This window comes from Herbaspirillum sp. Her3 (genome assembly GCF_057961275.1).
Window position 1 is genome coordinate 3,361,861 of record NZ_CM176328.1, and the last position, 24,810, is coordinate 3,386,670.

General features: G+C 62.4%; 24 protein-coding genes and 1 tRNA gene. 7 read left to right on the plus strand and 18 right to left on the minus strand.

The window, feature by feature from the left end:
- The first annotated feature begins 58 nt into the window (after positions 1-58).
- Positions 59-370, plus strand: a complete 312-nt coding sequence (gene flgM / locus ACVC5H_RS15280; RefSeq protein WP_489618682.1) for a flagellar biosynthesis anti-sigma factor FlgM — start codon at positions 59-61, stop codon at positions 368-370.
- Between the two features lie 28 nt (positions 371-398).
- Positions 399-857, plus strand: coding sequence for a flagella synthesis protein FlgN (locus tag ACVC5H_RS15285; RefSeq protein WP_489618683.1), 459 nt, complete (start codon positions 399-401; stop codon positions 855-857).
- 100 nt (positions 858-957) lie between these two features.
- Here ACVC5H_RS15285 and ACVC5H_RS15290 read toward each other — a convergent pair whose 3' ends face one another.
- From ACVC5H_RS15290 to ACVC5H_RS15340, 11 genes are all read right to left on the minus strand, one after another.
- On the minus strand, positions 958-1,695 hold the full coding sequence (locus tag ACVC5H_RS15290; protein WP_489618684.1) for an RNA polymerase sigma factor FliA: 738 nt from the start codon (positions 1,693-1,695) through the stop codon (positions 958-960).
- Positions 1,696-1,700: 5 nt separating this feature from the next.
- Positions 1,701-2,504 (minus strand): MinD/ParA family ATP-binding protein, encoded by an 804-nt coding sequence (locus tag ACVC5H_RS15295; protein ID WP_489622708.1) that lies wholly within the window; start codon positions 2,502-2,504, stop codon positions 1,701-1,703.
- A 34-nt stretch (positions 2,505-2,538) separates the two neighbouring features.
- Positions 2,539-4,017 carry a flagellar biosynthesis GTPase FlhF gene (gene flhF / locus ACVC5H_RS15300; RefSeq protein ID WP_489618685.1) on the minus strand — a complete coding sequence of 493 codons (1,479 nt, stop codon included), beginning with the start codon at positions 4,015-4,017 and terminating at the stop codon, positions 2,539-2,541.
- Positions 4,014-6,122 (minus strand): flagellar biosynthesis protein FlhA, encoded by a 2,109-nt coding sequence (flhA, locus tag ACVC5H_RS15305; RefSeq protein ID WP_489618686.1) that lies wholly within the window; start codon positions 6,120-6,122, stop codon positions 4,014-4,016. Before flhA ends, flhF begins: the two co-directional genes overlap by 4 nt.
- Positions 6,123-6,124: 2 nt before the next feature.
- Positions 6,125-7,300: a flagellar biosynthesis protein FlhB gene (flhB, locus tag ACVC5H_RS15310; protein WP_489618687.1), complete on the minus strand. Its 1,176-nt coding sequence runs from the start codon at positions 7,298-7,300 to the stop codon at positions 6,125-6,127.
- Between the two features lie 364 nt (positions 7,301-7,664).
- Complete coding sequence (gene cheZ / locus ACVC5H_RS15315; protein WP_489618688.1) at positions 7,665-8,324, minus strand: protein phosphatase CheZ; 660 nt, start codon at positions 8,322-8,324, stop codon at positions 7,665-7,667.
- A complete protein-coding gene (cheY, locus tag ACVC5H_RS15320; protein WP_489618689.1) occupies positions 8,317-8,712 on the minus strand; it encodes a chemotaxis response regulator CheY in 396 nt (131 codons plus the stop codon). Before cheY ends, cheZ begins: the two co-directional genes overlap by 8 nt.
- 177 nt (positions 8,713-8,889) lie before the next feature.
- Positions 8,890-9,966, minus strand: a complete 1,077-nt coding sequence (locus ACVC5H_RS15325) for a protein-glutamate methylesterase/protein-glutamine glutaminase (protein WP_489618690.1) — start codon at positions 9,964-9,966, stop codon at positions 8,890-8,892.
- Positions 9,967-10,036: 70 nt separating this feature from the next.
- Positions 10,037-10,642 carry a chemoreceptor glutamine deamidase CheD gene (gene cheD, locus ACVC5H_RS15330; RefSeq protein ID WP_489618691.1) on the minus strand — a complete coding sequence of 202 codons (606 nt, stop codon included), beginning with the start codon at positions 10,640-10,642 and terminating at the stop codon, positions 10,037-10,039.
- Positions 10,639-11,511 (minus strand): CheR family methyltransferase, encoded by an 873-nt coding sequence (locus ACVC5H_RS15335; protein WP_489618692.1) that lies wholly within the window; start codon positions 11,509-11,511, stop codon positions 10,639-10,641. The genes cheD and ACVC5H_RS15335 overlap by 4 nt, the downstream gene beginning before the upstream one ends.
- 193 nt (positions 11,512-11,704) lie before the next feature.
- Complete coding sequence (locus tag ACVC5H_RS15340) at positions 11,705-13,399, minus strand: methyl-accepting chemotaxis protein (protein WP_489618693.1); 1,695 nt, start codon at positions 13,397-13,399, stop codon at positions 11,705-11,707.
- Between the two features lie 245 nt (positions 13,400-13,644).
- Between ACVC5H_RS15340 and ACVC5H_RS15345 the strand changes: the two genes are divergently transcribed.
- Both ACVC5H_RS15345 and dmeF read left to right on the plus strand, forming a co-directional pair.
- On the plus strand, positions 13,645-13,920 hold the full coding sequence (locus ACVC5H_RS15345) for a metal/formaldehyde-sensitive transcriptional repressor (protein WP_489618694.1): 276 nt from the start codon (positions 13,645-13,647) through the stop codon (positions 13,918-13,920).
- A gap of 16 nt (positions 13,921-13,936) precedes the next feature.
- Positions 13,937-14,908, plus strand: coding sequence for a CDF family Co(II)/Ni(II) efflux transporter DmeF (gene dmeF, locus ACVC5H_RS15350; RefSeq protein WP_489618695.1), 972 nt, complete (start codon positions 13,937-13,939; stop codon positions 14,906-14,908).
- 81 nt (positions 14,909-14,989) lie between these two features.
- Here the strand turns inward: dmeF and ACVC5H_RS15355 are convergent, their stop codons facing one another.
- The 5 genes from ACVC5H_RS15355 to ACVC5H_RS15375 form a co-directional block, all read right to left on the minus strand.
- On the minus strand, positions 14,990-15,232 hold the full coding sequence (locus tag ACVC5H_RS15355) for a hypothetical protein (protein ID WP_338719238.1): 243 nt from the start codon (positions 15,230-15,232) through the stop codon (positions 14,990-14,992).
- 152 nt (positions 15,233-15,384) lie between these two features.
- Positions 15,385-16,506: an acyltransferase family protein gene (locus ACVC5H_RS15360; protein ID WP_489618696.1), complete on the minus strand. Its 1,122-nt coding sequence runs from the start codon at positions 16,504-16,506 to the stop codon at positions 15,385-15,387.
- Between the two features lie 103 nt (positions 16,507-16,609).
- Positions 16,610-18,244, minus strand: a complete 1,635-nt coding sequence (locus ACVC5H_RS15365; protein WP_489618697.1) for a GMC oxidoreductase — start codon at positions 18,242-18,244, stop codon at positions 16,610-16,612.
- 17 nt (positions 18,245-18,261) lie between these two features.
- Positions 18,262-19,479 (minus strand): glycosyltransferase, encoded by a 1,218-nt coding sequence (locus ACVC5H_RS15370; RefSeq protein ID WP_489618698.1) that lies wholly within the window; start codon positions 19,477-19,479, stop codon positions 18,262-18,264.
- 64 nt (positions 19,480-19,543) lie between these two features.
- Positions 19,544-20,557, minus strand: a complete 1,014-nt coding sequence (locus ACVC5H_RS15375) for an NAD-dependent epimerase/dehydratase family protein (protein WP_489618699.1) — start codon at positions 20,555-20,557, stop codon at positions 19,544-19,546.
- A 652-nt stretch (positions 20,558-21,209) separates the two neighbouring features.
- On the opposite strand from ACVC5H_RS15375, the gene ACVC5H_RS15380 reads away from it, so the two are divergent.
- The 3 genes from ACVC5H_RS15380 to ACVC5H_RS15390 all read left to right on the plus strand — a co-directional run bounded on the left by ACVC5H_RS15380 (position 21,210) and on the right by ACVC5H_RS15390 (position 23,539).
- Positions 21,210-21,557: a hypothetical protein gene (locus ACVC5H_RS15380; protein WP_489618700.1), complete on the plus strand. Its 348-nt coding sequence runs from the start codon at positions 21,210-21,212 to the stop codon at positions 21,555-21,557.
- 3 nt (positions 21,558-21,560) lie between these two features.
- Positions 21,561-22,160 (plus strand): sialate O-acetylesterase, encoded by a 600-nt coding sequence (locus ACVC5H_RS15385; protein ID WP_489618701.1) that lies wholly within the window; start codon positions 21,561-21,563, stop codon positions 22,158-22,160.
- A gap of 293 nt (positions 22,161-22,453) precedes the next feature.
- Positions 22,454-23,539, plus strand: coding sequence for an acyltransferase family protein (locus ACVC5H_RS15390; protein ID WP_489618702.1), 1,086 nt, complete (start codon positions 22,454-22,456; stop codon positions 23,537-23,539).
- Between the two features lie 199 nt (positions 23,540-23,738).
- Here ACVC5H_RS15390 and ACVC5H_RS15395 read toward each other — a convergent pair.
- Positions 23,739-23,815, minus strand: a tRNA-Pro gene (locus tag ACVC5H_RS15395).
- A gap of 115 nt (positions 23,816-23,930) precedes the next feature.
- Positions 23,931-24,380 (minus strand): hypothetical protein, encoded by a 450-nt coding sequence (locus tag ACVC5H_RS15400; RefSeq protein ID WP_489618703.1) that lies wholly within the window; start codon positions 24,378-24,380, stop codon positions 23,931-23,933.
- Between the last annotated feature and the right edge of the window lie 430 nt (positions 24,381-24,810).

The window sequence follows — 24,810 nt, forward strand, 5'->3', positions numbered from 1 at the left end:
TCGATACTCAATACGACAGGCGGGTGCGCAGCGCCCCCACCCTACAAGGAATACTGCCGTGAACGTTAACGACGCACTCAAATCCACGACCCTCAATACCGAGCAGACGCAAGCTCGCACCAATACTTCGGCCGGCGCTACTGCAGGCAATGGCGCGACGCCCACTCCCGCCGCTTCCGACAGCGTGCGTCTGTCCAGCACCTACCAGGCGATGGACGTCAAGGGCAACAACAACTCCAGCTTCGACGCCAAGAAAGTGGCCGACATCAAGGCGGCCATCGCCAACGGCACCTTCCAGGTCAATCCGGACAAGGTCGCCAGCGGCGTGATCAGTACCGCCCAGAACCTCGTCAACGCCCGCCAGGCTTGATCGCCATCCGCCTACAGGATTGCTTCGCATGAACCCGGCCAGCAAACTTCCCCTGGAACACGGCGCCCTGTCGCGCCTGGTGGAGAAACTGAAGCAGGAACAGGCCCTGCTGGCCGAAACCACGGCCGAAGGCCTGACCGACATCATTTCCGAAAAGGCCGCCATCGTCGCCGAGATGTCCACCCTGGCCGGCAACCGCCATGCCCTGCTGGGTAGCCTGGGCTACAGCGCAGATGAAAGCGGCATGCAGAAGTGGATGAATGAACAGGCCAGCGAGGCCGACCGTGATATCTGGGCCAGCTTGTTCGAGCTGGCGCAGGATGCCAAGGAACTGAACCGTGTCAACGGCCTGCTGATCGGCAAGAAGCTCTCCATCAACCAGAGCGCGCTGACCATCCTGCAAGGCAAGACCGGCACCGGCAATTTCTACGGGCCGGACGGCCAGAACAGCATCAAGTCCTCCGGCCGCAGGCTGGGCGTGGTGTAAGCCCTCCTGCCAGTACGGCGGCGGAACCAACGAAAAGCCCGGCAGTTGCCGGGCTTTTCGTTGGGGCATCGGATTGTGGCGCCTTGCGGGCGAGGCACTGTCAGGCCACCCCGCTCCAGGCATGCTCGCGCAGATAGGAGCGCATGCGCGAAATGGCCTGGCTGTGCAGCTGGCACACGCGCGACTCGGAGACCCCCATGACCGCGCCAATTTCCTTCAGGTTCATTTCCTGCTCGTAGTACAGCGCCATCAGGATTTGCTCGCGCTCGGGCAAGGCCTTGATGGAATCCACCACGGCTTCCCGGAAACCACCGTCGATCAGGCTCTGCAGCGGATCATCATCGCCCTCGCCGGTCTGGTAACGGTCCAGGAAATGCTCGTGACCGCCATCATCGTCGTGGAAATCCTCGTAATAGATCAGCTGATGGCCGCCGCAGTCGGTCAACAGCGCCTGGTATTCGGCCAGGCTGATCTTCATGTGCTGGGCCACTTCCGCCTCCTGTGGCTGGCGGCCCAGTTGCTGCAACAGCGTCTGCATCGCCTCTTCCACCTTGCGCGCGTTCTGGCGGATGCTGCGCGGCAGCCAGTCGCTGCTGCGCAGCTCGTCCAGCATGGCACCACGGATACGCTGTACCGCATAGGTCTCGAACTGGGCGCCGTGGGTTTCCTCATAGCGGTTCACGGCATCGAGCAGGCCCATCATGCCGGCCTGAATCAGGTCGTCCACCTCGACGCTAGGGGGCAGCTTGGCCTTGAGCTGATGCGCCAGTTTCTTGACCAGCGGCGCATGCTGCTCGAGCACGTCATTCTTGCCCTTCTTTCCCTTGACGTTATACATGCACGTCACACTCCCAGGCTGGCACCGTCGGTGGCCATGCCATACGTACTGCGGGCCGCATCCGAACCGGCCGTGAAGCGCTTGGACAAGCGCTGGAACGCCAGCGCCGCCCCGGCAAACGGAAACACGTCCCGCACCGCCCGGCCCTGGCCGGTAGCGCGGCGGATATGATCGTCGGCCGGAATGGCACCCATGAAATTCAACTGTGCAGCCAGGTAGCGGCTGGCGGCCTGGGCCATGTTGGCGTAGACGGTCCGGGCTTCGGCCTCGGTGGCATCGTTGACGATGAGACTGAAGGGACGGCGGCCAATGCGGTCGCTCAGGCTCTTCAGGAGCGCATAGGCCGATTTGATCGAGGACGCCGTGGTCGACACCTGGATCACGATTTCACCCATCTCCATGGTCGGCACCGGCAGCGACAGGTCGCTCGCCAGGACGCCATTGACCAGGGTGATCTCGGCCTGCTCGATGAGGCTGTCGAAGATCTCGGCCAGCCGGCCGGCATGGGGATCGGTGGCCGAGGGCACGCTGCGGCGAGCGATGCGCGCCATCGAAAAGCCTTCCGGCAAGAGCCGCTTGGCTTCGATCAGGGGCCGCTCCATGCGCGCCACTTCCTGCAGGGTGGCCACATCGTGGCGCAGGCCGATCCGGGTCAACAGACCCGTGCTGGCCACGTCGCCATCCACCACCAACACACTATGCTTGGCTTGCGACAGGGAGGCTGCCAGATTGATGAGCATGGCACTCTTCTCTTCCTCGCCCAGCACCGAAAAGAAAGTAAAGAGCCTGGGCACCGGACGCTCCAGCATCCGGCGCAGACCTGCTGCCTGGTCGATATCGTAACTAGCCAAAGCTCACCTCACGCAGTCCGCGGTCATTCATGGACATGGCGGTGGGCCCGATGACCCCCGGTAACTCGCCCTCCTGGAATTCGAAGGGAGCGGTTTCGCGCTTCTGCTTGAAGGCGCGGTCAGCCAGGTAGAGCTTGTTGGCCACGTGCAGGTCTTCGGGCACGCGCTGGCCGTTGGCCACGTAATGCAGGTTGAGCTTGTGGCGGATCACCACGTCCAGCACATTGCCGATGGTGGCGGCTTCATCGAGCTTGGTGATGATGCAGCCGGCCAGGCCGGAGCTGGAATAGGCATGCACCACTTCATTCAAGGTGCCGCCGGTGGCGGTGGCATTCAGGCACAGCAAGCGCTTGATGTCCACCCCGGCGCCAGCCAGCATGGCGTCCTGCTCGGCCACCATCTGGTCGCGCTGGCCCACGCCGGCGGTGTCGATCAGCACGGTGTGCTTGCCTTTGAGCTCCTCCAGTGCAATGCGCAGGTCGGTTTCGTCCTTCACCGAATGCACCATCACGCCCAGGATCTTGCCGTAGATGCGCAATTGTTCATATCCGCCAATGCGGTAGCCGTCGGTGGTGATCAGGGCCAGCTTGCCGGAGCCGTGGCGCATCACGCAGCGTGCCGCCAGCTTGGCGGTGGTGGTGGTCTTGCCCACGCCGGTGGGGCCGACCAGGGCGAAGACGCCGCCGTTTTCCAGCAGCTCGTTTTCGTTGGCCAGGGTGTTGAGGTTGCGCGCCAGCACCGACTTGACCCAGAACATGATGTCCTGCGACTTGGAATTGGCGGGCAGGTTTTCGGTAATCAATCGCGACAGGCTGGCCGAGAAACCGGCAGCCAGCATTTCCTTCAAGACCACGCCCTTGAGCGGATCGCGCTTTTGCGTGCCGCCCCAGGAAATCTCGGCCAGCTGGGTTTCCAGCACGCCGCGCATGGAGCGGATCTCGCTCATGACTTCGGAGAGGATCTCGTCGTAGTCCTTGCCATCGAATTCGGGCAAGGCCGAACGCGGGCGCATTTCCTGCTCGCCGGAATCTTGCCCGTGCTGCGCCGAGGGGCGGCCAGCGGCCTGCTCGGCACGGCGGCTGCGCCAGACGCGGGCGTCGCCGGCCGGAGCGGGGTCGGCCGCACGCGCGGGAGTGCGGCCATGGGCCGGCTGGTCCAGCAGCGGCACGGAATCGGGGTGCACGGGGTGCGCGGCGCGGGCCGTCTGCTGCGCCACCGGCGAGGACAGCAGCGCCGGACGCTTGGATGGCTGCGGGCCCGCCACGCCGGACTGGGCCTGGGCACGACCGCTCGGGTCGCGTGCACCGGTAGGCGCCACCAGGGTGGTCATGTCCTCGTTGGCCATGGCCAGGATCTCCACCCCGTCAGGAATGTTGCGGTTGGAGAGAATGACGGCATCCGGCCCAAGCGCCTCGCGAACCTGGCGCCAGGCCTCGCGAGAAGAATTGGCGATAAATTTCTTGACGTTCATGCTTGCCCTCCAACTAGGCTGGTAACTTTAATCGTTTTCGACTCGGGTACTTCAGCGTGCGACAGCACGCGCAGCTGCGGCATGGCACGGCGCAAGAAGCGCGCCAGCAAGGTCCGCAGCGGTGCGCCGACCAGCAGCACGGGCGACAGGCCCATCTGCTCCTGGCGCTGCGCCGCCATCTCGGTCTGCTGCACCAGCGAATCGGCCAGGCCCGGCTCGATGCCGCCGCTGTCGCCGCTGGCCTGCAGTGCCTGCATGAGCAGGCGTTCGAGCTTGGAATCGAGCGCCATGACGGCCAGCTCGCTCTCGCCCGGGAAAATCTGTTGCACGATGGCACGGCCCAATGCAATGCGCACAATCGCCGTGAGGTCGGTGGCATCCTGGATGCGCGCGGCGTGCTCGGCCAATGTTTCGATGATAGTTCGCATATCGCGGATATGCACGCCCTCCAGCAGGAGGTTCTGCAACACCTTCTGCAGCGTACCCAGCGGCAGCATCTTGGGCACCAGGTCTTCCACCAGCTTGGGCGCTTCCTTGGCCAGGTGGTCCAGCAGGCTTTGCACTTCCTGGCGGCCCAGCAGCTCGGCCGCATGGGTGGTGATGAGGTGGTTGAGGTGGGTGGCCACCACGGTGCCGGCATCGACCACGGTATAGCCCATGGTGGAAGCCTGTTCGCGCAGGCTGCTGTCGATCCAGACGGCCGGCAGGCCGAAGGCCGGGTCCGAGGTCATCATGCCCGGCAGCGGACCGGTGACCATGCCGGGGTTGATGGCCAGGTACTGGCCGGCATGGGCTTCGCCATTGCCCACTTCCACGCCCTTCAAGGTGATGCGGTAGGCCGAGGGCTTCAGTTCCAGGTTGTCGCGGATATGGATGGGCGGCGACAGGAAACCCACTTCCTGGGCAAACTTCTTGCGGATGCCCTTGATGCGCTTGAGCAGTTCGCCGCCCTGCCCCTTGTCCACCAGCGGAATGAGCCGATAGCCCACTTCCAGGCCCAGGGTATCGACCGGCATGACGTCGTTCCAGGTGGCCTCTTCCGCCTCGGAAGGCGCGGCCGCCGCTGCAGCAGCCTGCGGTGTGGCCGCGGCAGCCGTGGCCTTGATCTTTTCGACGCGCTTGCTGATGGCGTAGGCGCCCCCGCCCATGGCGGCTGCCAGCAGGATGAAGGCGATATGCGGCATGCCGGGGATCAGGCCCATGCCGCCGATGATGACGGCGGTGATGTAGAGCACTTCCGGCTTGGCGAAGAGCTGGTTGATCAGCTGCCCGCCCACGTCCTGGTCGTTGGCCACGCGCGAGACCACCACACCGGCAGCCGTCGAGATGATCAGCGAAGGAATCTGCGCCACCAGGCCGTCACCGATGGCCAACAGCGTGTAGTTCTTCAGCGCCGCGTCGAAGGCCAGGTCGTGCTGCACCATGCCCACCACCAGGCCGCCGACGATGTTGACCACGGTGACGATGATGCCGGCCACGGCGTCGCCGCGCACGTACTTGGAGGCACCGTCCATGGCGCCGTAGAACTCGGATTCCTGCGCCACTTCCTTGCGGCGGGCGCGGGCTTCGGGCTCACCGATGAGGCCGGCGTTGAGGTCGGCGTCGATGGCCATCTGCTTGCCGGGCATGGCGTCCAGGGTGAACCGCGCGCCCACTTCGGCGATACGGCCGGCACCCTTGGTCACCACCATGAAGTTGATGATGGTCAGGATCACGAACACCACGATACCGACCGTGTAGTTGCCGCCGATCAGGAAGTGGCCGAAAGCCTCGATCACCTTGCCGGCCGCGTCCGGGCCGGTATGGCCTTCGGTCAGCACGATACGGGTAGAGGCCACGTTGAGCGACAGCCGCAGCATGGTCGACACCAGCAGCACCGCCGGGAAGGCGATGAAGTCCAGCGGTTTGACCGTGTAGAGCGCGGTCATCAGCACGATCACCGACAGCGAGATGTTGAAGCTGAACAGCAGATCCAGCATGAAGGCCGGCAGCGGCAGCACCATCATCGCCAGCATCATGATGATGAGGATGGGGGCCGCCAGCGCCTTGCCGCTCTTGACCGGCACCCAGGCCGGGATTTTCATGGTATTGAGTTTGGTCGCCATGGTTACTGCCTGCTTCTATTCTTGCGCCCGCGGGGTTTCTGGGGCGCGGTGGCCGGATCGAGTTCCTTGGGCACGTTCAGATCGGTAGGCTGCACCGGACGGTTGCCGCCGAACTGGCCGTAGGTACGCAACTGGAACACATAGGCCAATACCTCGGCCACTGCGGTGTAGAGCGCTTCAGGGATTTCGTCGCCGATCTCGGTATGGGTGTGCAGCGCACGCGCCAGGGGCGGCGCTTCCAGCAGCGGCACCTTGTGCTCGCGCGCCAGTTCGCGGATCTTGGCGGCGACGTCATCGGCGCCCTTGGCCACCACCTTGGGCGCGCCCATCTTGCCTTCGGTGTACTTCAAGGCCACGGCATAGTGGGTCGGGTTGGTCACCACCACGTCGGCGGTGGGCACTTCGGCCATCATGCGGCGGCGGGCCATGGCGCGCTGCATCGCGCGGATCTTGCCCTTGATGTGCGGGTCGCCTTCGGATTCCTTGTGTTCCTGCTTGACCTCTTCGCGCGTCATGCGCAGCTTGCGGCCGTAGTTCCAGAGCTGGTAAGGCACGTCCACCGCAGCGATGAGGATCAGCGCCGACACCATGGTGATGAAGCTGGTCCACAGCAGCTGGGCCGAATGCGCCCCGGCGGTCTTGAGGGACTCTACGCCCAGGCCCAGCACGGCATCGATCTGGCTGCGGATGGCTATCCAGGCCACCGTCCCGACCAGCAGGGTCTTGAGCACAGCCTTGCCCAGCTCGACCAGCGAATTGACCGAAAACATGTTGGCAAAACCGCTGATGGGATTGAGCTTGCTGAACTTGGGCGCCAGCGATTCCACGTTGAACAGCCAACCGCCCAGCATCAGCGGCGCAGCCACGGTGGCCAGGATCATCAGGAAGGCAATCGGAATCAGGGACACGACCACATCCAGCAGGTGGGCGCTGAGCATGTCGAACATTACCGCCGGATCGAAGGCAGCTGCCCGCTCAAAGCTCATGGTCGCCACCAGAACGCGGTCCAGGCTGGTCACCACGGGGCCGCTGAAGAGCCAGACACAGCTGCCGCCGACCAGCAGCATCAAGGTCGTGGCCAATTCGCGCGAACGCGGCACATCCCCCTGCTCACGGGCACGCTCAATGCGTTTGCCCGTGGCGGGTTCGGTCCGCTCCATATCGCTGTCTTCGGCCATCCGCCGTATCCCCCTGCTAAACCACTGCCCGCCCGGTACCGAAGGCACTGGACGGATTTCTAGAACAATAGGCTAGGATTATTGGCGAGCGGCCGCCCGGATCATCAGGGGAATAGGGGCGAAAAGGTCCCCCATTTCGGACTAGGCAAAACCGCAAGGGTCTGCCTGTGACAAAACGCTTCGTATCGAACCTGCAACATGTGAAGAAAGTCACGCCGGACGGGCACTTGCGGCCACCTGCCCCGGCCTGGAAGCCGCACCCTGTCGTCGCGTACGGCCGCCCTCAAAACAAAACGCTTCCGAGTTGCCGGATTGGCAATCTCCGAAGCGTTTTACGGGGACGGGAAATGACCAGAGGCCGGCCTCAGAAGCCCAGGCTCTCCAGCAGGTCATCCACCTGCCCCTGGTCGGCGATGACGTCCTTGCCGGTGGGATCGATCTGCGGACCGTTGAGCAGGCCCGTATCTTCGCGCTTGACGTCCGATGGCGAGTAGTCCACCAGCAATTGCACCAGTTGCGACTCCAGGTCGTGCGCCAGCTTGGTGACGCGCTTGATGACCTGGCCGGTCAGGTCCTGGAAGTCCTGGGCCATCATGATGTCCAGCAGTTGCTGCTTGGTCGCGCTGCTGTCTTCGCTGGTCTGCGCCAGGAAGGCGGAGGTCCTGGCGGCCAGGGCGCGGTAGTCGGCTTCGGCGAAACTGCCGGCGGCGGCGGCATCCCACTGGGCCTTGAGCTCGTTGGCACCTTCATTGATGCGTTCCTGCAGCGGGCTGGCCAGTTCGGTGGCATTGAGCACGCGCTGGGCGGCCTGCTCGGTCATGCGCGCCACGTATTCCAGGCGGTCGCGGGCGTCCGGCATGTCGCTGGCGGCTCTTTCCAGCAGCCGGTCGAACCCCAGGCCGCGCAAGCTGTCGTGCAGGTTGCGCGTCATGTGGCCGATGCGGACCAGCACCTCGTCGTTGACCAGAGCGCCCTCGGCGGACGGAGTACGGGCGGGATTGGAGGCGCTGTCCACCTCAGCCACCTGCGGCGATTTTTTCGAAGATCTTGCCCAGCTTCTCATCCAGCGTCGCCGCGGTGAAGGGCTTGACCACATAGCCATTGGCACCGGCCTGGGCGGCGGCGACGATGTTTTCCTTCTTGGCTTCGGCGGTGACCATCAGCACCGGCAGCTTGGACAAGGCCGGATCCTTGCGGATTTCCTGCAGCATGGTCAAGCCGTCCATATTGGGCATGTTCCAGTCGGAGACCACGAAGTCAAACTGGTCGCTGCGCAGCTTCTGCAACGCCTGAACGCCATCTTCGGCCTCATCCACGTTGGTATAGCCCAATTCCTTGAGCAGGTTGCGCACGATACGGCGCATGGTCGAGAAATCATCGACGACTAAGAACTTGGTATTGGGACCCGACATGCTAAGACTCCATCTGAACAATTGAATTCTTGGTTATCGGCCAGTGCGCGAGCTAACTTGAACCGATACCCCTTTTATCACTCCAGCATGGGCTGATGACCCATGCTGCCCCTCATCTGCAACGCATTGTAGTGCAGCAAAACGAAATTGGCAGAACAATAAGCGCTGAAAGCCGCTTCAGACGCGCAATGCGCGGCTTCCGTGTTCTGCCAGCCACGCCAGCACCCTGCCCGGCATGGCTTGCAGGGACAAGACTTCGTGCGCAGCACCAATGGCGATGGCTTCGCGCGGCATGCCGAAGACCACGCACGAGGCTTCATCCTGTGCAAAGTTGTAGGCACCGGCATTGCGCATGTCCAGCATGCCCTGGGCGCCATCCTTGCCCATGCCGGTCAGGATCACGCCCACCGCGTTCTTGCCGGCACAGGTGGCAGCCGACTGGAACAGCACGTCCACCGAGGGGCGATGGCGGTTCACCGGGGGCCCCTGGTCAAGCTGGGTCATGTAGTTGGCGCCGCTGCGCACCAGCCGCAGGTGCGAATGGCCGGGGGCGATATAGGCATGGCCCGGCAGCACGCGCTCGTTGCCGGCCGACTCCACCACCGAGATCTTGCACAGGTTGTTGAGGCGCTGGGCGAAGGAACGGGTAAAGCCTTCCGGCATGTGCTGGGTGATCAGGATGCCCGGGCAGTCCGAGGGCATGCGGATCAGGAATTCCTTGATGGCCTCGGTGCCGCCGGTGGAAGCACCGATGATGATGAGCTTTTCGCTACTGGTGAGGGGATTGCGGATCTGCGGCAAGACCTCGCCAGGCGCAGCGGCCTGCTCGGCCGAGCGCGACGGGCGGGCGCGCACGCGCGCCTTGGCAGCGGCGCGGATCTTGTCGGCGATCATGTCGGCATATTCCTGCATGCCGCTCTGGATCGAGATCTTGGGCTTGGTCACGAAGTCGATCGCACCCAGCTCCAGCGCGCGCAGGGTGATTTCGGAGCCGCGCTCGGTCAGCGAGGACACCATCACCACCGGCATGGGCCGCAGGCGCATGAGCTTTTCGAGGAAATCGAGGCCATCCATGCGCGGCATTTCCACGTCCAGCGTCAGCACGTCAGGATTGGTCTGCTTGATCAGCTCGCGCGCAATGATCGGGTCCGGTGCCACGCCAACCACTTCCATGTCCGGCTGGCTACTGATGATCTCGCGCATGACACTGCGGATCAGTGCCGAATCGTCGACGATAAGAACTTTAATTTTCATCACTCAATCACTCAAACTCAATGTTGCAGGGAGCCCCGCCGTAGAGGCGAGGCCGCCGGTGACACCCCTGTCAGAACAGATCCACCTCGCCGCCCACCGGCTTGGTGACCAGCGTGCTGGCGTAGGCTTTTTCGCGGTCCACCAGCGTATTGTTGTGCATCTGTTTCAGCTTCTTGACCAGCACCTTGCCGGTGCGCGGAAAGAAATACACCTTGCGCGGATAGATGTCGTTGAGATCCTCAGCGACCACGCGGATGTTTTCCGCCTTCAGGAAGCGCCGCACGAATTCGGCATTGCGCTCACCCACGTTGATGGCCGAGAAACCACGCAGCACGTTGCCGCCGCCAAACACCTTGGCTTCCAGGTTCTCGCGCCGCGCGCCCGACTTGAGCACTTCGTTGATCAGCACTTCCATCGCATAGGTGCCGTAGCGTGCCGAGGCCGAAATCGGACTGCCGTCATCACCGCCACCGTCGGGCAGCATGAAGTGGTTCATGCCGCCGATACCGGAGACGCGATCCCGGATGCAGGCCGACACGCACGAGCCGAGGACGGTGACGATCATCATGTCCTTGGTGGTGAAGTAAAACTCGCCCGGCAGGATCTTGGCCGCATCGCAATCGAAGGTGCGGTCATAGTAAAGATTGGTGGCGATCTGTTCCGCAGCGTGGCTCATGGCTTGGTCCTTGTGCCGCGCTGCGTGGCATTGAGTTCATAGACAGTCTTGCCCTTGAGCTTGAGGGCGTCGGAGACATACAGGAAGTTCTCCGAATGGCCGGCGAACAGCAAGGCATGGGGTTTCATCAAGGGCACGAATCGGGACAGGATCTTGCTCTGGGTAGGTTTATCGAAATAGATCATCACGTTGCGGCAGAAGATCACGTCGAACTGGCCGCTGATGGGCCAGCCGTCGGCCAGCAGATTCAACTGCTTGAAGGTGATCAGCTTGCGCAATTCGGGACGCACGCGCACGTAGCCTTCATGGCTGCCTTTGCCGCGCAGGAAAAACTTCTTGACCCGCTCGGGCGACATCTTCTCGATGCGCTCCATGGGGTAGACGCCATTGGCGCCGGTGGCCAGGACATTGGTATCGATGTCGGTGGCCACGATCTGCACCGGCGGCGTCATCGAGCCATAGGCCTCGCAGGCTGTCATGGCGATGGTATAGGGCTCTTCCCCGGTGGAGGCAGCCGAACACCAGATGGTGGCGGGCTCCTTCAACTCCTTGAGGAAATCGGCCAGGATCGGGAAATGGTGCGCTTCCCGGAAGAACGAGGTCAGGTTGGTGGTCAGCGCATTGGTGAAGGCTTCCCACTCTTCGGAGTCGTGGGTACGCTCCAGCATGTCCAGGTATTGCTGGAACGAGGTGATGCCGGTCGCCCGCAGGCGCCGCGCCAGGCGGCTGTAAACCATTTCCTGTTTGCTGTCGGCCAGCGCAATGCCGGCCCGCTGGTAGATCAGGCCACGCACTCGCTCGAAATCACGGCTGTTGAAATCGAACTCCTTGCCGGATGATTCGCCTTTGCCTGGTACCGTCGGCTTCAATGTCTTTCCTTCCCTGGCGCAGCGCATGTCTGGGCGCCGCTTGCTGTCTATCGTCCGTCCCGTCTGGGCGGACATCCCCTTGGCGCATAATCTATCAGCCGCCAGGCGGGGTCAAGCGAATCAGCCTTGGAAATGAAACGGTTTTACCCCCCTATTGCGACAAGTCAATCCGGGCCCGGCGTGCATAGGCCCGTCAAATCTTTGAAATCCTCACAGGCCGCGCCGGGCGGGCCGCCCCCGGCAATCGTGCCGACCCCGGCGACACCGGGACGTTGACCACGGCGGACGCTGCCGGTGCCGACGCCTGCGCCGGCGCGTGGCTGGACCGGTAACCCACCCGGAAACCGCCCCAGTGCTTGCCGTTGACGTAGATGGGCACCGACAGGTCGTGCATCACCTCGCCGGTATCGCGTCTATAGGTTTGCAACAGGAAAGGCTTGGTATTGGCCCCGCAGCGCTTGCCGGTGCGGTCACTGAAGATGCGTTTGGTGCGGTTGTTGACCAGATCGGTGTCGTAGTCGCCCGTGAGGGGCTGCGAGAACTTCTTGTTATGGGTCGGGAAATATCCGTTGTTGTCCACCGCGCCCGCATAGGCCAGTTGCGGCATGGCCTCCAGCAGCGCCTCCTGGATGGCCGGCAGCACCCGGTCGGTAAAGCCGTCGAACTGGCTCGAATGCTTTTGTGGCGAGGTATTGGCGATGGGCTTGTAGGTCCGGTCGAACAAGGCCGCCTCGCTGATCTGGCCGGCGCGGATCGAGGTCTCGAACAGCTTGCCCACTGCCTGGGCTGCCCCGGCGGCAGCGATCCGGATGGTATCGTGCCCGCTGCGCGCACCCCCATCGATGATGGCCTCGAACACCGCCTCGGCGCGTTCGGAGAGCAGCATGGCAGAGGCCGCCACGCGCGGCAGTTCGCCATCGGTCTGCAGCATGCCGTTGCGGATGTCGGTGATGGCCTCGGCGATCTCCTGGGTGGTCTGCACGTGTTCGCGCGAGGCCACCGCGATTTCCTCGATCTGTTCCTGCGACTGACTGGCGGAACGCTCGATGCTGTTCAACAGACCGTGCACCTTTTCGACGTTCTGCGCCGCCTCCAGCACCCGGCTGCTGAGCGAATTCATGCCCGTGGCCGCGCGCTCGGCTTCTTCGGTGATGGCGCGCACCATCACGCCGATGTCGTCGGTGGCTTCCTTGGTACGCTGGGCCAGCTGGCGCACCTCCCCAGCCACCACCGCAAAGCCGCGCCCCTGCTCGCCGGCGCGCGCCGCTTCGATGGCCGCATTCAGGGCCAACAGGTTGGTACGGGCGGCGATTTCGCTGATGACTTCGGTGATGCCGTGGATGCGGCGCGACTTTTCCTGCAGCTGCGCCATCATCGACGAAGCCGACAAGGCGTCCGTGCGCGCCTGGCCGATCTGCTGCAGGCCGCGGTCGACTTCCGAGCGGCCGCTGACGCTCTCGGTGCGCACTTCGGCCGCAATGGCCGAGGCGCGCTCGGCATTGGCCGCGATCTGTTCGGTGGTGGCGGCGTTCTGCTCGGCGCTGGCGGCGATGCGGTCGGCCGCCACCACGTCCTTGCTGATCTTGTTCTTGATGGTGTCCACAAAGAAGGAGGTTTCAGCCGCACCAATCATGATGTGATCGATTTCGCCGCTGATCTTGTCCACCAGCTGCCCTTCCCGCGCGGGCGCGCGCCGCTGTGCCAAGGCAAACCCGGCCAGGGCCAGCAGGACCGCCACGCCGCTGCTGCCAGGCACACCCAGCCATTGCTCGGCGCCTGCCGCATGCAAGGCCAGGGATGAAGCTGCACCCAACACCAGTCCGGCGACCCACGGCACGATGGCCGCTCCTGCCTGTGCAGAGCTGCCTGCCTGATTGATCTTGGCCATTCTAGTCTCCTGCAAATTTTTCGTTTTCGTTCACCTGCTCAGTGTCAGGCTTGCTTGCGGCAAATATCTCGCGCATTGTCCAGAGGCTATAGCGGCCAGCTTACGCCTAACTGAATGAACAAACCTTCATATAGCCATATTGCCACAGCACAAGAGCCCTGAGCGCCCCTCAGGCGCAGGTGCCCTGCACTTTGACGAAACGAACCGCTATAATCCCCTCTTTATAGGATAGGGGGGTATGGTATATGGCACACCTGACACAGGACACGGATGCCCTGCTCAAGCGTGTACGCCGCATCGGCGGACAGCTGCAGGCACTGGAGCGCGCCCTGGAGGGCGAAGCCGACTGCGCCAAGACCTTGCATCTGGCGGCGGCGATCCGGGGGGCCGTGCATGGCCTGATGGATGAACTGATCGAAGCACACGCCCGCGAACACGTGGCCCGCCCCGGCCTGACCGATGAAGCGCGCCAGCAAGGACTGGAAGAAGTCCTGGAAGCGATCCGCCGCTATGCCAAATAAGACAGAAGGAGTCCTCATGAACAGTCCCGCCAGCTACCGCCACGAGCACATCTACCTGGGCGCCAACCATGACCGTAACACCCGCCGCACGCTGTGGGTAGTGGCCTTGACGGCGATAATGATGGTGGCCGAGATCGCGGTCGGCACACTCACCGGATCCATGGCCCTGCTGGCCGATGGCTTCCATATGGCCACGCACACGGGTGCCCTGGCCATTGCGGCCGGCGCCTACGTCTTCGCGCGCCGCCACGCGCAGGATGGCCGTTTCAGCTTTGGTACCGGCAAGGTCGGCGACCTGGCCGGCTTTGCCTCGGCGCTGGTGCTGGCGGTGATTGCCGTGGGCATCGGCGGCGAATCCCTGTGGCGCCTGGCCAGCCCCACCGCAGTGGATTTTGGCGAGGCCATTCCGATTGCGGTGGTCGGGCTGATCGTCAACATCGCCAGTGCCTTGCTGCTGATGGAGGGGCATCATGGCCATGAACACGGGCACGCCCATGAGGCTGCGCATGCGCATCATGGCCATGAAGACCACGGGCATGGGCATGACCACCACGGCCATCACCATGACGGCCACGACAACAACCTGCGCTCGGCTTACCTGCATGTGGTGGCCGATGCCCTCACCTCGGTGCTGGCCATTGCCGCGCTGCTGGCAGGGCTCTACCTCGGCTGGACCTGGCTGGACCCGCTCACGGGCGTGGTCGGCGCGGTGGTGATCTCACGCTGGTCCTACAGCCTGTTGCGCGCCAGCGCGGTCGTGCTGCTGGATGTGACCGATGCGCAAGTGGCGGCGCGCATCGAGCAGGCGCTCGAGGATGAGCCGGTGCAGATCGAGGATTTGCATGTCTGGCGCATCGGCCCGGCGGCGCGGGCGGCTATCGTCAGCGTGTCAGCCGGCCCTGCCATCCAGGAAGCGCAACTACGTGAAAAACTCGCCACCGTAAGCGAACTGCGCCACCTGACGCTGGAGTTGCGCCAGCCGGGATGACCTGACAGAGCATTGTCACAGCGAAATAAAAACAGCGGCCAAGCCGCTGTTTTTGCCTCTGCGCATGCCGCACGGGCAGGATTACCGCCAGCCGCGATGCCAGCCGTAGTGAGGGTGGTGCCAGCCCCAGCCATAGTAGGAGTGATATTCCCAGACCCAGCCCGGACCGGGCGAGGCATAGGTCGGCTGCACGTACACCACGCCCGGCGGCGCGACGTAGGCCGGCTGGGCCACATAGGCCGGCCGCACCGTGGGCGGGGTGACCACGCAGCCGCTCAGGCCAAAGGCTGCGGCCAGCGCCGGTATCAATACGAGGGATTTCATGCTAGTGCTCCTGATCTTGTTTGGCGGGATGTGCCGGCGCGGGTGAATGCCGGTAGCCACCGAGGTGGTGATCAGATAACGAGCTCGGCCATGGGTGGGCGGACGTGAAATTGTGTGTTTATGTAACCTGCTTCAAGGCCGTCTTTTCCGTACTATTTCAGCCGTTGTTCCGCAAATCGGCGTGACCGGGCACGCATTGGGGTTTCAATGAAACGATAGACCAATGCGGAAATGGCGAGCACGATCGCCACCAAAACCACCCACGCAACGATGACTTCCACAGTCGAAAGCTGGGGCGTGCTTCTGCCGCCCATCATGACCTCCGGCTTTTTCAGGATCACACGCATGACCTGGCTCAGGATCCAGATCACCGAGACGTGCGACATGTAGACGGCATAGGAGACGGAGCCCAGCCAGGTGAGCGCCTTGAGGTTGAGCAGGCGATTGAGGTAACCGTCCTTCACCGTGACGATGCTGGCGATGAGGACGGCACTCAACAAGTAGATCACCAGATCATACTGTTCTGACGTCTTCACCTGAAGAAACGCGATAATAGCGGCAAACACGATCAGGGACAGTGCACGCGGCAACGCCAGTCGCATGCGAGGGACGGTATAAGCGGTCAGGCAGCCGATGAAGAACCCTGCCAGGCACTTGAGCATATCGCTGAAACCAAACGTAGCATTGGTGGCGAGCATCAGCAAGGCCGCCAGTGCCAGCAAGGAAAACAGCACGTTCTTCATCCTGGGCAGCAACAGCACGATAGCGCCGAAGATCAGATACGTATAGAACTCAACGCTGATGGACCAGGCCGGCGTATTGAAGGTGGTCGGATGTCCGGCGGGACCAATGGCCTGGACCAGGAAGATCTGCTGCACCAGAGCAGTCAGACTGTTTTCGCGGAAAGGCTGCGAGTTCGGACTGACGATGCCCAGCTTGGCCTGGCTGATGTACTTGGCGACTTCGAACAACACATACACCAGCAGGAACACCAGATGCACCGGATAAAGCCGTCCGAAGCGCAGGAACTGGAACCTCGCCAGATCCTTCGCGCTGCCGATCCTGGCGGCATAGGCGCTGTAGATCACGAAACCCGACAGCACGAAGAACAGGTGGACCATCAGATAGCCACTGCGCACGATGCCCAGGTCAAACAGCGGATTCCAGTTCGGAATATGGTAGAAGACCACCAATAACGCGGCCATGCCGCGGATACTCTCCAGCTCTTCTATCTTTGGCTGGTTCTGGTACTGCGTTTGGATCGTTGCACTCATCACCTACCCCCGGTTTAGTCCAGCGCCCCCAGATGAGCGCCTGTTTGAAATGAATGGATGAACCCTGCTGTTGCTGCTGCCTCCTGGCCGTGCACCACGCGGATCATCTGTGCAAATGCTCTGCCATCCGCAAGGCCATGGCCACGATGCTCAAGGTCGGATTGGCGTGACCGTTGGTCGGAAACACCGAGGAACTGAGTACCAGCAGGTTCTCCACGCCGTGCAACCGGCAGTCGGTATCGACCACGCTGTCGTGTGCAGACTTCCCCATGCGCGTGCTGCCGATATGGTGCCCGCCCACCGGCAAGGCGCGCGTGACCTGCTCCCTCAGTTCCCCCGGATCGAAGTCCAGGCGGCAATTGCGGGTCTTGGCCAGCAGCGATTGCATGGTCATGAAGGATTGGATGCCCGATTCGATGTCCTGCGCCGTAAGACGCCACTGCACATCCACACGGCGCATGCCGTAACGATCAGTGGCGTCGAGCAGGCAGATGCGATTGCCGGCATCGCTCACCTGCTCGCTGTTGAATTCCAGCGGGTAGCTGCCATTGCGGTTGGGGATGAGCGTATAAGGCAGCTTGCGCTTGGCCAGCTTGCGCTTGACCAGCATGTCGTAGGCAAACCCGAACACCGAACCAGCATCGAGCATCACGTTGCGCAGGTGCGCCAGCCGGCGCGGATCGTTAACCGGACTCTGGCTGCCGTGATTGAGAATGTCCTGGTGCTCCGAAGGCAGGACCGACTTGGCGAGATAAATCGCCGAGAGCACACCGCTGCCATGCCCCGGATCGGCATAGGAAGGAAAATGCAGCCGCAAGGTGGAGTTGAGCAAGCCCAGCTGGTTTTGCCATTGCGGGGTGAACTGCAATTTGCGGCGGGCATAGACGCCATCCTGGGTCTTCTGGAAACGGAAGCGCGGCTTCTCGCCCTTCAGGCGCATCTCCCCGAAGATCAGATCGAAGTGGCACGCGTAATAGCGGCCCAGGCTGCCATCGAAACGCTGCCAGGCGGGCACCTGCTCACGGGTACACAGCAGCAGGCGCGTGGCCTCGATGGCGCCGCCGGCCAGGACGATCTGGCCCGCCCGCACCATCACCTCTTGCTGGCCGTCGTGAAGCACGATGGATTCGATGCGCGAACCGTCCGCATTGGCCACCAGCCGCGTGCACCGCGCACGCAGCAGCACCGTCACACGATCCGAGGCTTTCAGTTCCTCGGCGAACTTGGCAGCGAAGTCGGTGGGCAGGCTGTAGCGCTCGATGTATTCGGTGAGCGCCTCACCCAGCTGCGGCAGCTCCGAAAACATCGGCCCATTGCCTCCGGCCAAGCTGGCCGGCGAAAAGTCCGCTGCGCCGGCGTCGCAGTACTCCATCGCGGCTGGCAGGTAGCGGGCATATTCTTCATAGGAAATCGGCCAGCCGCTGAGCGGCACGTGGCTGCGCGCGGCGAAGTCGGCCGGGTCCAGCGGCACGCAGCGCCCCCCCCAAAGGTGGGTGGTGCCGCCGAAACGCTGGCGGCGGTATTCAGTCGTTGCCGGATGCGGCGCAGCGGCGCTGCCCTGGTAGGCGTCATCGTCGACCTGCTCCTCCCGCCAGTCGCCGCCATCGACCAGCAACACCCGCTGGCCTTTGCGCGCCAGCGCCACCGCCAGACTGAGACCGCCAGGGCCACTGCCGACCACGCAAACCGGATAATCCTGCAGGCTGGCAGATTCGCAATCAGAAAGATATCGGATCAATCTGTCACTCCTCGTTCTCAAGCCTGCTGGCGGCCGTGGGCCGCAAACAGCTGCTCCAACTTGCTGACTTCGGTCCCCAGGTGATGCTTCTGGCGGACGGCCTGTGCACCGTGCTGGCCCATCTCCTGCAAGCGTTCGACGGACGCCGAGGTCACCTCATCGATGGCCGTGACCAGTTCATCCACCGAGCCAGGCGCGACCACCCAGCCGTTGACGCCGTTCTCCACCAGTTCGGGAATACCGGCAATGCGTGTGCTGATGACCGGACGCGACAAGGCCAGCGCTTCCATCACCACCACCGGCAAACCCTCTGCAAAACTGGGCAACACCAGCGCGCGGCTGCGCTCGATTTCGGCACGCACTTCCGCGCTGCTCTTCCAGCCGAGGATGCGGATCACGTTGGCCAGTGGCCCGCCGGCCATGGCTTTCTCGATGAAGGGACGCAAGGGGCCATCGCCCACCAGTACCAGTTCGCAGGGCTTGCCGGCATTGACGTGGCGGGTGACCGCTTCGATCAGCAGCGGCACACCCTTTTCTGCGCACAGGCGCCCGACGAACACCAGGCGCGGCACCTCCGGAATCGGCAAGGCCGGCGCATCTTCAAAGGCGGGCCCCACGCCACAACGCACCACGTTCAGGCGCGGCCATGCCTCCACCTCGGAAAACAGCATGCACTGGCTCTTGCAGAAATGCGTGATGGTGGCCGTGAAAGCCGAGCGCTGCACCTTCTCGCCCAGCGCCCAGGCCACCGGATGAAAGAAGATGCCCGGCCCGTGCACCGTCATGCTGTAGGGAATGCCGGAAAGCATGGAGGCATACATGGCCACGGTGGCCGAGTTTTCGGCGATGTGGTTGTGCAGGATCTGGATGTTCTGCTCCTGCAGGCGGCGCGCCAGGTAGCAGGCCTCGATCAGGTACAGGACATGCAGCAAGGCGGGCCGCAGGCCGGATGCACGGGTACGGCGCGCCAGCTTCAGCACCTCCAGCACGCGTCCGGGCGAACGCAGCAAGGTCGCAAAGGCTGCGAGCAGCAGACGCGGCAGGCCGTTTTCGAGGATGTAATCGGTGCTGGCTTGCTCGCTCTTGACGTCCGCACTGACGGCGGCGTCACCCGCTTCACGCCGGATCGAAAAGGTATGCACTTCATGACCGCGGCGACGCAATTCCAGAACTTCGTTGCGGATGAAGGTATCGCTGGCACGCGCGTAGATACTGGTCAGGTAGGCTATTCTCATTGAATGGTGGCAAGCAGGGTTGAGGGGGACGTGAGGGGATGCCAACGGGCGACGCAGGCATTGATCATGCAGCGGCCCGCGCGGTTCCAATTCCTTGATCCAGGGCCCACTGGGCCGATTCAGCCAGGCCTTGTGCATAAGGACGGGGCGCAAATTTCAGCACGGTGCGCGCACGCTGACCATCGATGCGCAAATCCTGTTGCCACAGCCGCAGGAAAGACGGCGACAGCGCCACCGGCAGGCGCTTGCCCGATGCGCCGGCCTTGTGCGCCAGCCGCTGCAGCACGCGGATCAGCACCGTGCCGAGCTGGGCATCGAGCTTGAGACGAAGGGGCGATATCTTGGCCGCCGGCCCCGCCCCGATAGCCTGGGCCAGATCGGCGAAATACTGATTCCAGCGCGGACTGTCCTCGCCGGCCAGGTTGAAGACCGCTGCAGCACCAGCCGCAACATTCGCCTGGGGCGCATATTGCAGGGCCAGCAGCACGGCTGCGCAGACATCATCGACGTGGACCAGATTGGACCAGCCCTGCCCCATCGCGCCGAGGTCGCCCACTCTGCCGGCCACCAGCAGGCGGGCCATCTGTCCCACCCACATGTCGCTGCCGGGGCCATGCACGCAACCCGGACGCAGCATCACCAGCGACTGGCCTGCCTCGGCATAGGCGCTCATATGCACCTCGGCCTGGCATTTGGCCTGGGCGTACCAGCTGGCGCCGGGATCGAGCGGACTGTTTTCGTCCAGGCTGCCCTCCTGGCGGCCATAGACCGCCATGGAACTCATGTGCACGATGCGCGGACGGGAAGTCTGCAAGGCGGCCTCGACCAGCAGTTGCGCGCCTCTGGCGATCGCATCGCCCTCGCCCGCCACGCAGTTGACCACGGCATCGACATCGCCAAGTGCCTGGCGCAGGCTGCCGGCATCCAGAGTATCGACGTGGCGGAATTCCAGGCCGTCGCTACGGGCCACGGGGGCACGGCGGCCAGCCAATACCGGTGTAGCCCAGCCGCTGTCGCGCAAGCGCGCTACCAGCCTCTGTCCGATGAATCCGGTTGCTCCCAGCACTAGCACTTTCACATAGGCTCCCGTTGACATTTTCAAATGGTGGAGAGTTTGAAGCGTCGTGGTGACCGGCGCTGCAGATCATGCACGCCAGCGGTGTCCGTTGCCTGCGGTGTCTTCGATGTATCCGCCAGGCCAGGTCCGCTTGGTTCATGCCGCACAGGGTCGTGACGCTTGCTCTTTCTTCTCTCGATCTGCCGTACTGTGGCCACTTGTCGCCGCTGACCTGCCCCCCCTCTAGCAGGAGAGATCCTACGGTCAAGCAGCACGATTTTTTTTGCGCCGCATCATTAGAGTTGCCAATCTTACACGGCCGACCATCTGTGGGCAATATTGGACGCGAAGCAATCTGATGTACCGCATTTGATTGTGTAGTTGCCAACTCCACTCACAGCGGCAGATTTTCTTTGCGGCATTGCAACAATGCAAGATCGGCTCATGCATCACTTACTCGCCACGCCGTGCTGGCCAGTCCTTAAGCACTTCCACATGTCGACGCAGGGACCAAATCCCGACTCTTTTTATTGCGGATGCACAGACTGAATGTTAAAGTTTCGACATCTTCTAAGCGATGCATTTGCAACAACACCAGAAGATGCTTGATGAAGGAAATGGCAAGCCCGTGGCTGGACGAACTGCCGTATCCACGCAACTCCGGGGGGAGAGGATGGACAAAAAACAAGCGGGCGCGCAGGCGCTCAAATATGCATTTCTGGTCGGCTTGTTCGGGCTGGTTTGCATGATCATGCTGGTCGCCGGTATTCAGTCCGCCCTGAGCCAGAATCAGCTCTTCGGCTTCGTGGTCAAGATAAAGCGCCACTTCATACCGCCATCAACCCTGTCTTACGGCTACGTCCACACGCAGAACAACGAACTGGACCAGCTGGTCAGCGATTCGTCCAAGGTAACCGTGCCGGCTCCGGTCCTCACGGACAAGAGCATGGTCGTGTTCACCTTTGGACAGAGCAATTCAGCCAACAGTACCGGCGAGCGCAACCAGGCCGCCACCGGGTAGGTAGTGAACTATTTCAACGGCCGCTATTACAAGGCCGCTGATCCGCTGTTGGGCGCCACCGGCAACGGCGGCAGCCAATGGACGACCATGGCCAACAAGATCATCAGCCAGAGCCTCGCAGATCAGGTCATCCTGATCTCAGCAGGCGTAGGCGGCAGCTCCGTGCAACAGTGGCGTAATGGCGGCGCACTTAACAGCATGCTGGAAATGCGACTGCAGGACGCACAGAAACAGGGTCTGAACGTGACCCATTTCTTCTGGCACCAGGGCGAGATCGACAACAATAATGCCTATCGTGATTACGAGGCCGGCCTGACCGAGATCATCCAGCTGACCCAGCGCTATTTCCCGAATGCACGCTTCTTCGTGGCACAGGCGTCCGCCTACTGTCCACTCCCTTCCTCCCGTGAGATTCTGGACAGCCAGCGGGCGGTCACCCGGCTCAAGAATGTGTACCTGGGCCCCAATACCGACCTGATCGGACCAGAGGACAGATCGGATGGCTGCCATTTATCGGGGAGGGGTGCAGAGAAAGCTGCCTCGGAATGGGTGAAGCTGATCCGCAATCCGCAGAAGGCGGCAGGAAATGGGGCAGATCGTTAGGCGATGAGCGCAGTTAAGCATTTCGATTGCCTAACGCCACCTCCGCTGGACGAGTCCCCCCCTCCCGACCACCGACAACATGCAACGTAACACGTTGGAAAAAGCACCGGATATCGAAATGTATCCGATGCTTTTTTGTTCATGCGCTACGTGCCGCCCTTGGGCCTGACGTCCACACAGGGCGAGCCTCATGATTTACCCGGAATATTTGGAATGATACGCTGCAACAAGCGGCCGTTATGGGTTATTCTCGATCTTATCCAAAAGTTAACTCTCATCTTCTTGGGAAGCGCATGAACAACAAAGATCACTTCCTCACGCTCGACGGATTCAGGGGTATTGCCGCGATCCTCGTCGTGTTGCGACATACGCTTCCCTATTTTGGCGGCAATCCCTTCTTCTCCAGCTATCTCTCGGTGGATCTTTTTTTCCTCCTGAGTGGCGCAGTCCTGGCCCGCTCCTATGAAGCCAAGCTGCAGAACGGCATGCCTCTTGCCACTTTCATCAAGATCCGGCTTCTGCGGCTCTATCCCCTGTACTTCCTCGGGATGTGCGTGGGCATCATTGCCTCACTGGCCGACGCCATGCCCTACAAGGGCCATACCCTGGTGGCTGCTACGTTCGGGCTACTGTTGCTGCCCGCCTTGTACACCAATACGCTGTTTCCTCTGAATGGTCCGGCCTGGTCGCTATCCTCCGAGCTGATCATCAATCTGCTCTATGGCTGGAAAACGAAGGCTCTCAGCAACCGCGTGTTGCTCGGGATCATGGCGTTCTGCCTGCTGGGACTGGTCTCTTTCACGATTTACTGGCCCGCCCACAACTTCGACGCAGGATTCTACCAACGCACGTATTACGTCAGTTTCTTGCGGGTGGGCTTCTCCTTTGCCGCCGGGGTAGTGCTATACCGCTGGTATCTTCGCAAAGGCGTAGTGATGGCGTTCAGCAATCGCCACGCCATTCTGGCCATTATCGGCATGAGCCTGGTGCTGACCGCCTCCCCCTCCAAATCGATCCTGCAGGTGTACGACACATTGGCCGTTGCTATTGCATTCCCGCTGCTGGTCTATGCGGGCATGCGTTTTCAGCCCACCGGCATGCTGGCCAAACTCTGCAAGGTGCTGGGGATCGTGTCCTATCCGCTCTATATCGTGCACAGTCCGTTGTCCGAGCTCGCCCAGCACGGTTTCGCGTCGGTGACGGGACGCGCGGTGGATGCCTATGCACCACTGGGCGGCTTTGTCATTCTGAGCTTGCTCGTAGCGCTGGCTTGGCTGCTGCATCATTTCTATGACGAACCGGTGCGCAAGGCGGCCTCGGCGTGGCTGGCCAGACGTTCTGCGTCCAAGTCCAGAACCAAGGCGCGTCCGGCACCCTGAATCAAGCCACCTTCTTGCGTCCACGCCCGGCCTCCGCGAGGATAGCGCTCACGTTACGCAATGCGCCCGCGCGTGCGTGAGCCTGATGCAAGCCTTCCGGGCAAGCCAACAACTGACAACTGCCCAGACGAAAAAAAACACCGAACCCATCGCTGGATTCGGTGTTTTTCCGCAGGCTTTACCCTGTGGGTATTTCGATTGGTCGGGACGGTGTGATTCGAACACACGACCCCTTGCACCCCATGCAAGTACGCTACCAGGCTGCGCTACGCCCCGACTGAAGACAAAGATTATAGAGCGCCTATGCCATTAAATCAACTGTTTCTGCAAAACATTTTTAATCATTTAGAGGCATGCGCTGCCGAAGCATTCGCACCGCCCTCCCAACTACTCACCGCCCACCAAAGAATTCATTAAGCAGGAAATGCTGCAGCCCCTTGGTATCTTCCAGCCGCGCCGACAAGGTAACCACCCTGCCCAGCTTCTGTGAATCGAAATTGAAATCCCCCTGATAGTAGCGACGAATCAACGCGATCATGCTGTTGACAACAGCCAGTTGTACGTTGCCGCCAAAGCCGGCATCCACTTCGATCAACTGGCTCTGGCTGCGGCGCTGGTCGGTGGTCCAGCCGCGGAAGCTGTACTGCGCCACGCGCGGCCCCATGCTCACGATCTGGAAGACGCCATTGGTACCGCGTCCGCGCCTGTCCTGGAAGGCAATGTTGGCACGGGCGATGTCATTGGCGGAGGGGTTCTCTGCAGCACGCGCGGCGGCGTTTTCTTCGGCGGCGGCCTGCTCGGCCTCTTCCCGCTGCTGGCGCTTGCGGTTGATGGACGCCATGAAATCTTCAGCAGGCGCAGCCGGAGCGGCGGCCGCTGCATTGCTGCTGGGCGCCTGTGCTAGCGGAAGCGGCGTACGTTGCGGTACGGACCGGCGCGCCGGGGCCGAACTGTGATGAGGAGCCTGCTTGGCGACAGGCTTCTTCTGGACTGGTTCATGCTTTTTCGGTTCAGGCGCCGGCTTTGGGGGCTCCGGCTTGACCACCGGTGCAGCCGGACGGATGAAACTGACCTGCAAAGGCGCGTCCGGACGGCCTTGAGACTCCAGACGAGGAGGCGCTTGATTCAGCTTGTCCCGCACGAACATGAACAAGGCCGCATGCACCAACACGGACGCAGCAATACCCAGCGCAGTACGGCGCCGGGAGCGGGAAATGACATCTGTTCGGATCGAAGAAACGAAAAAGCTCATACGGTGTGAAGACAGCGGC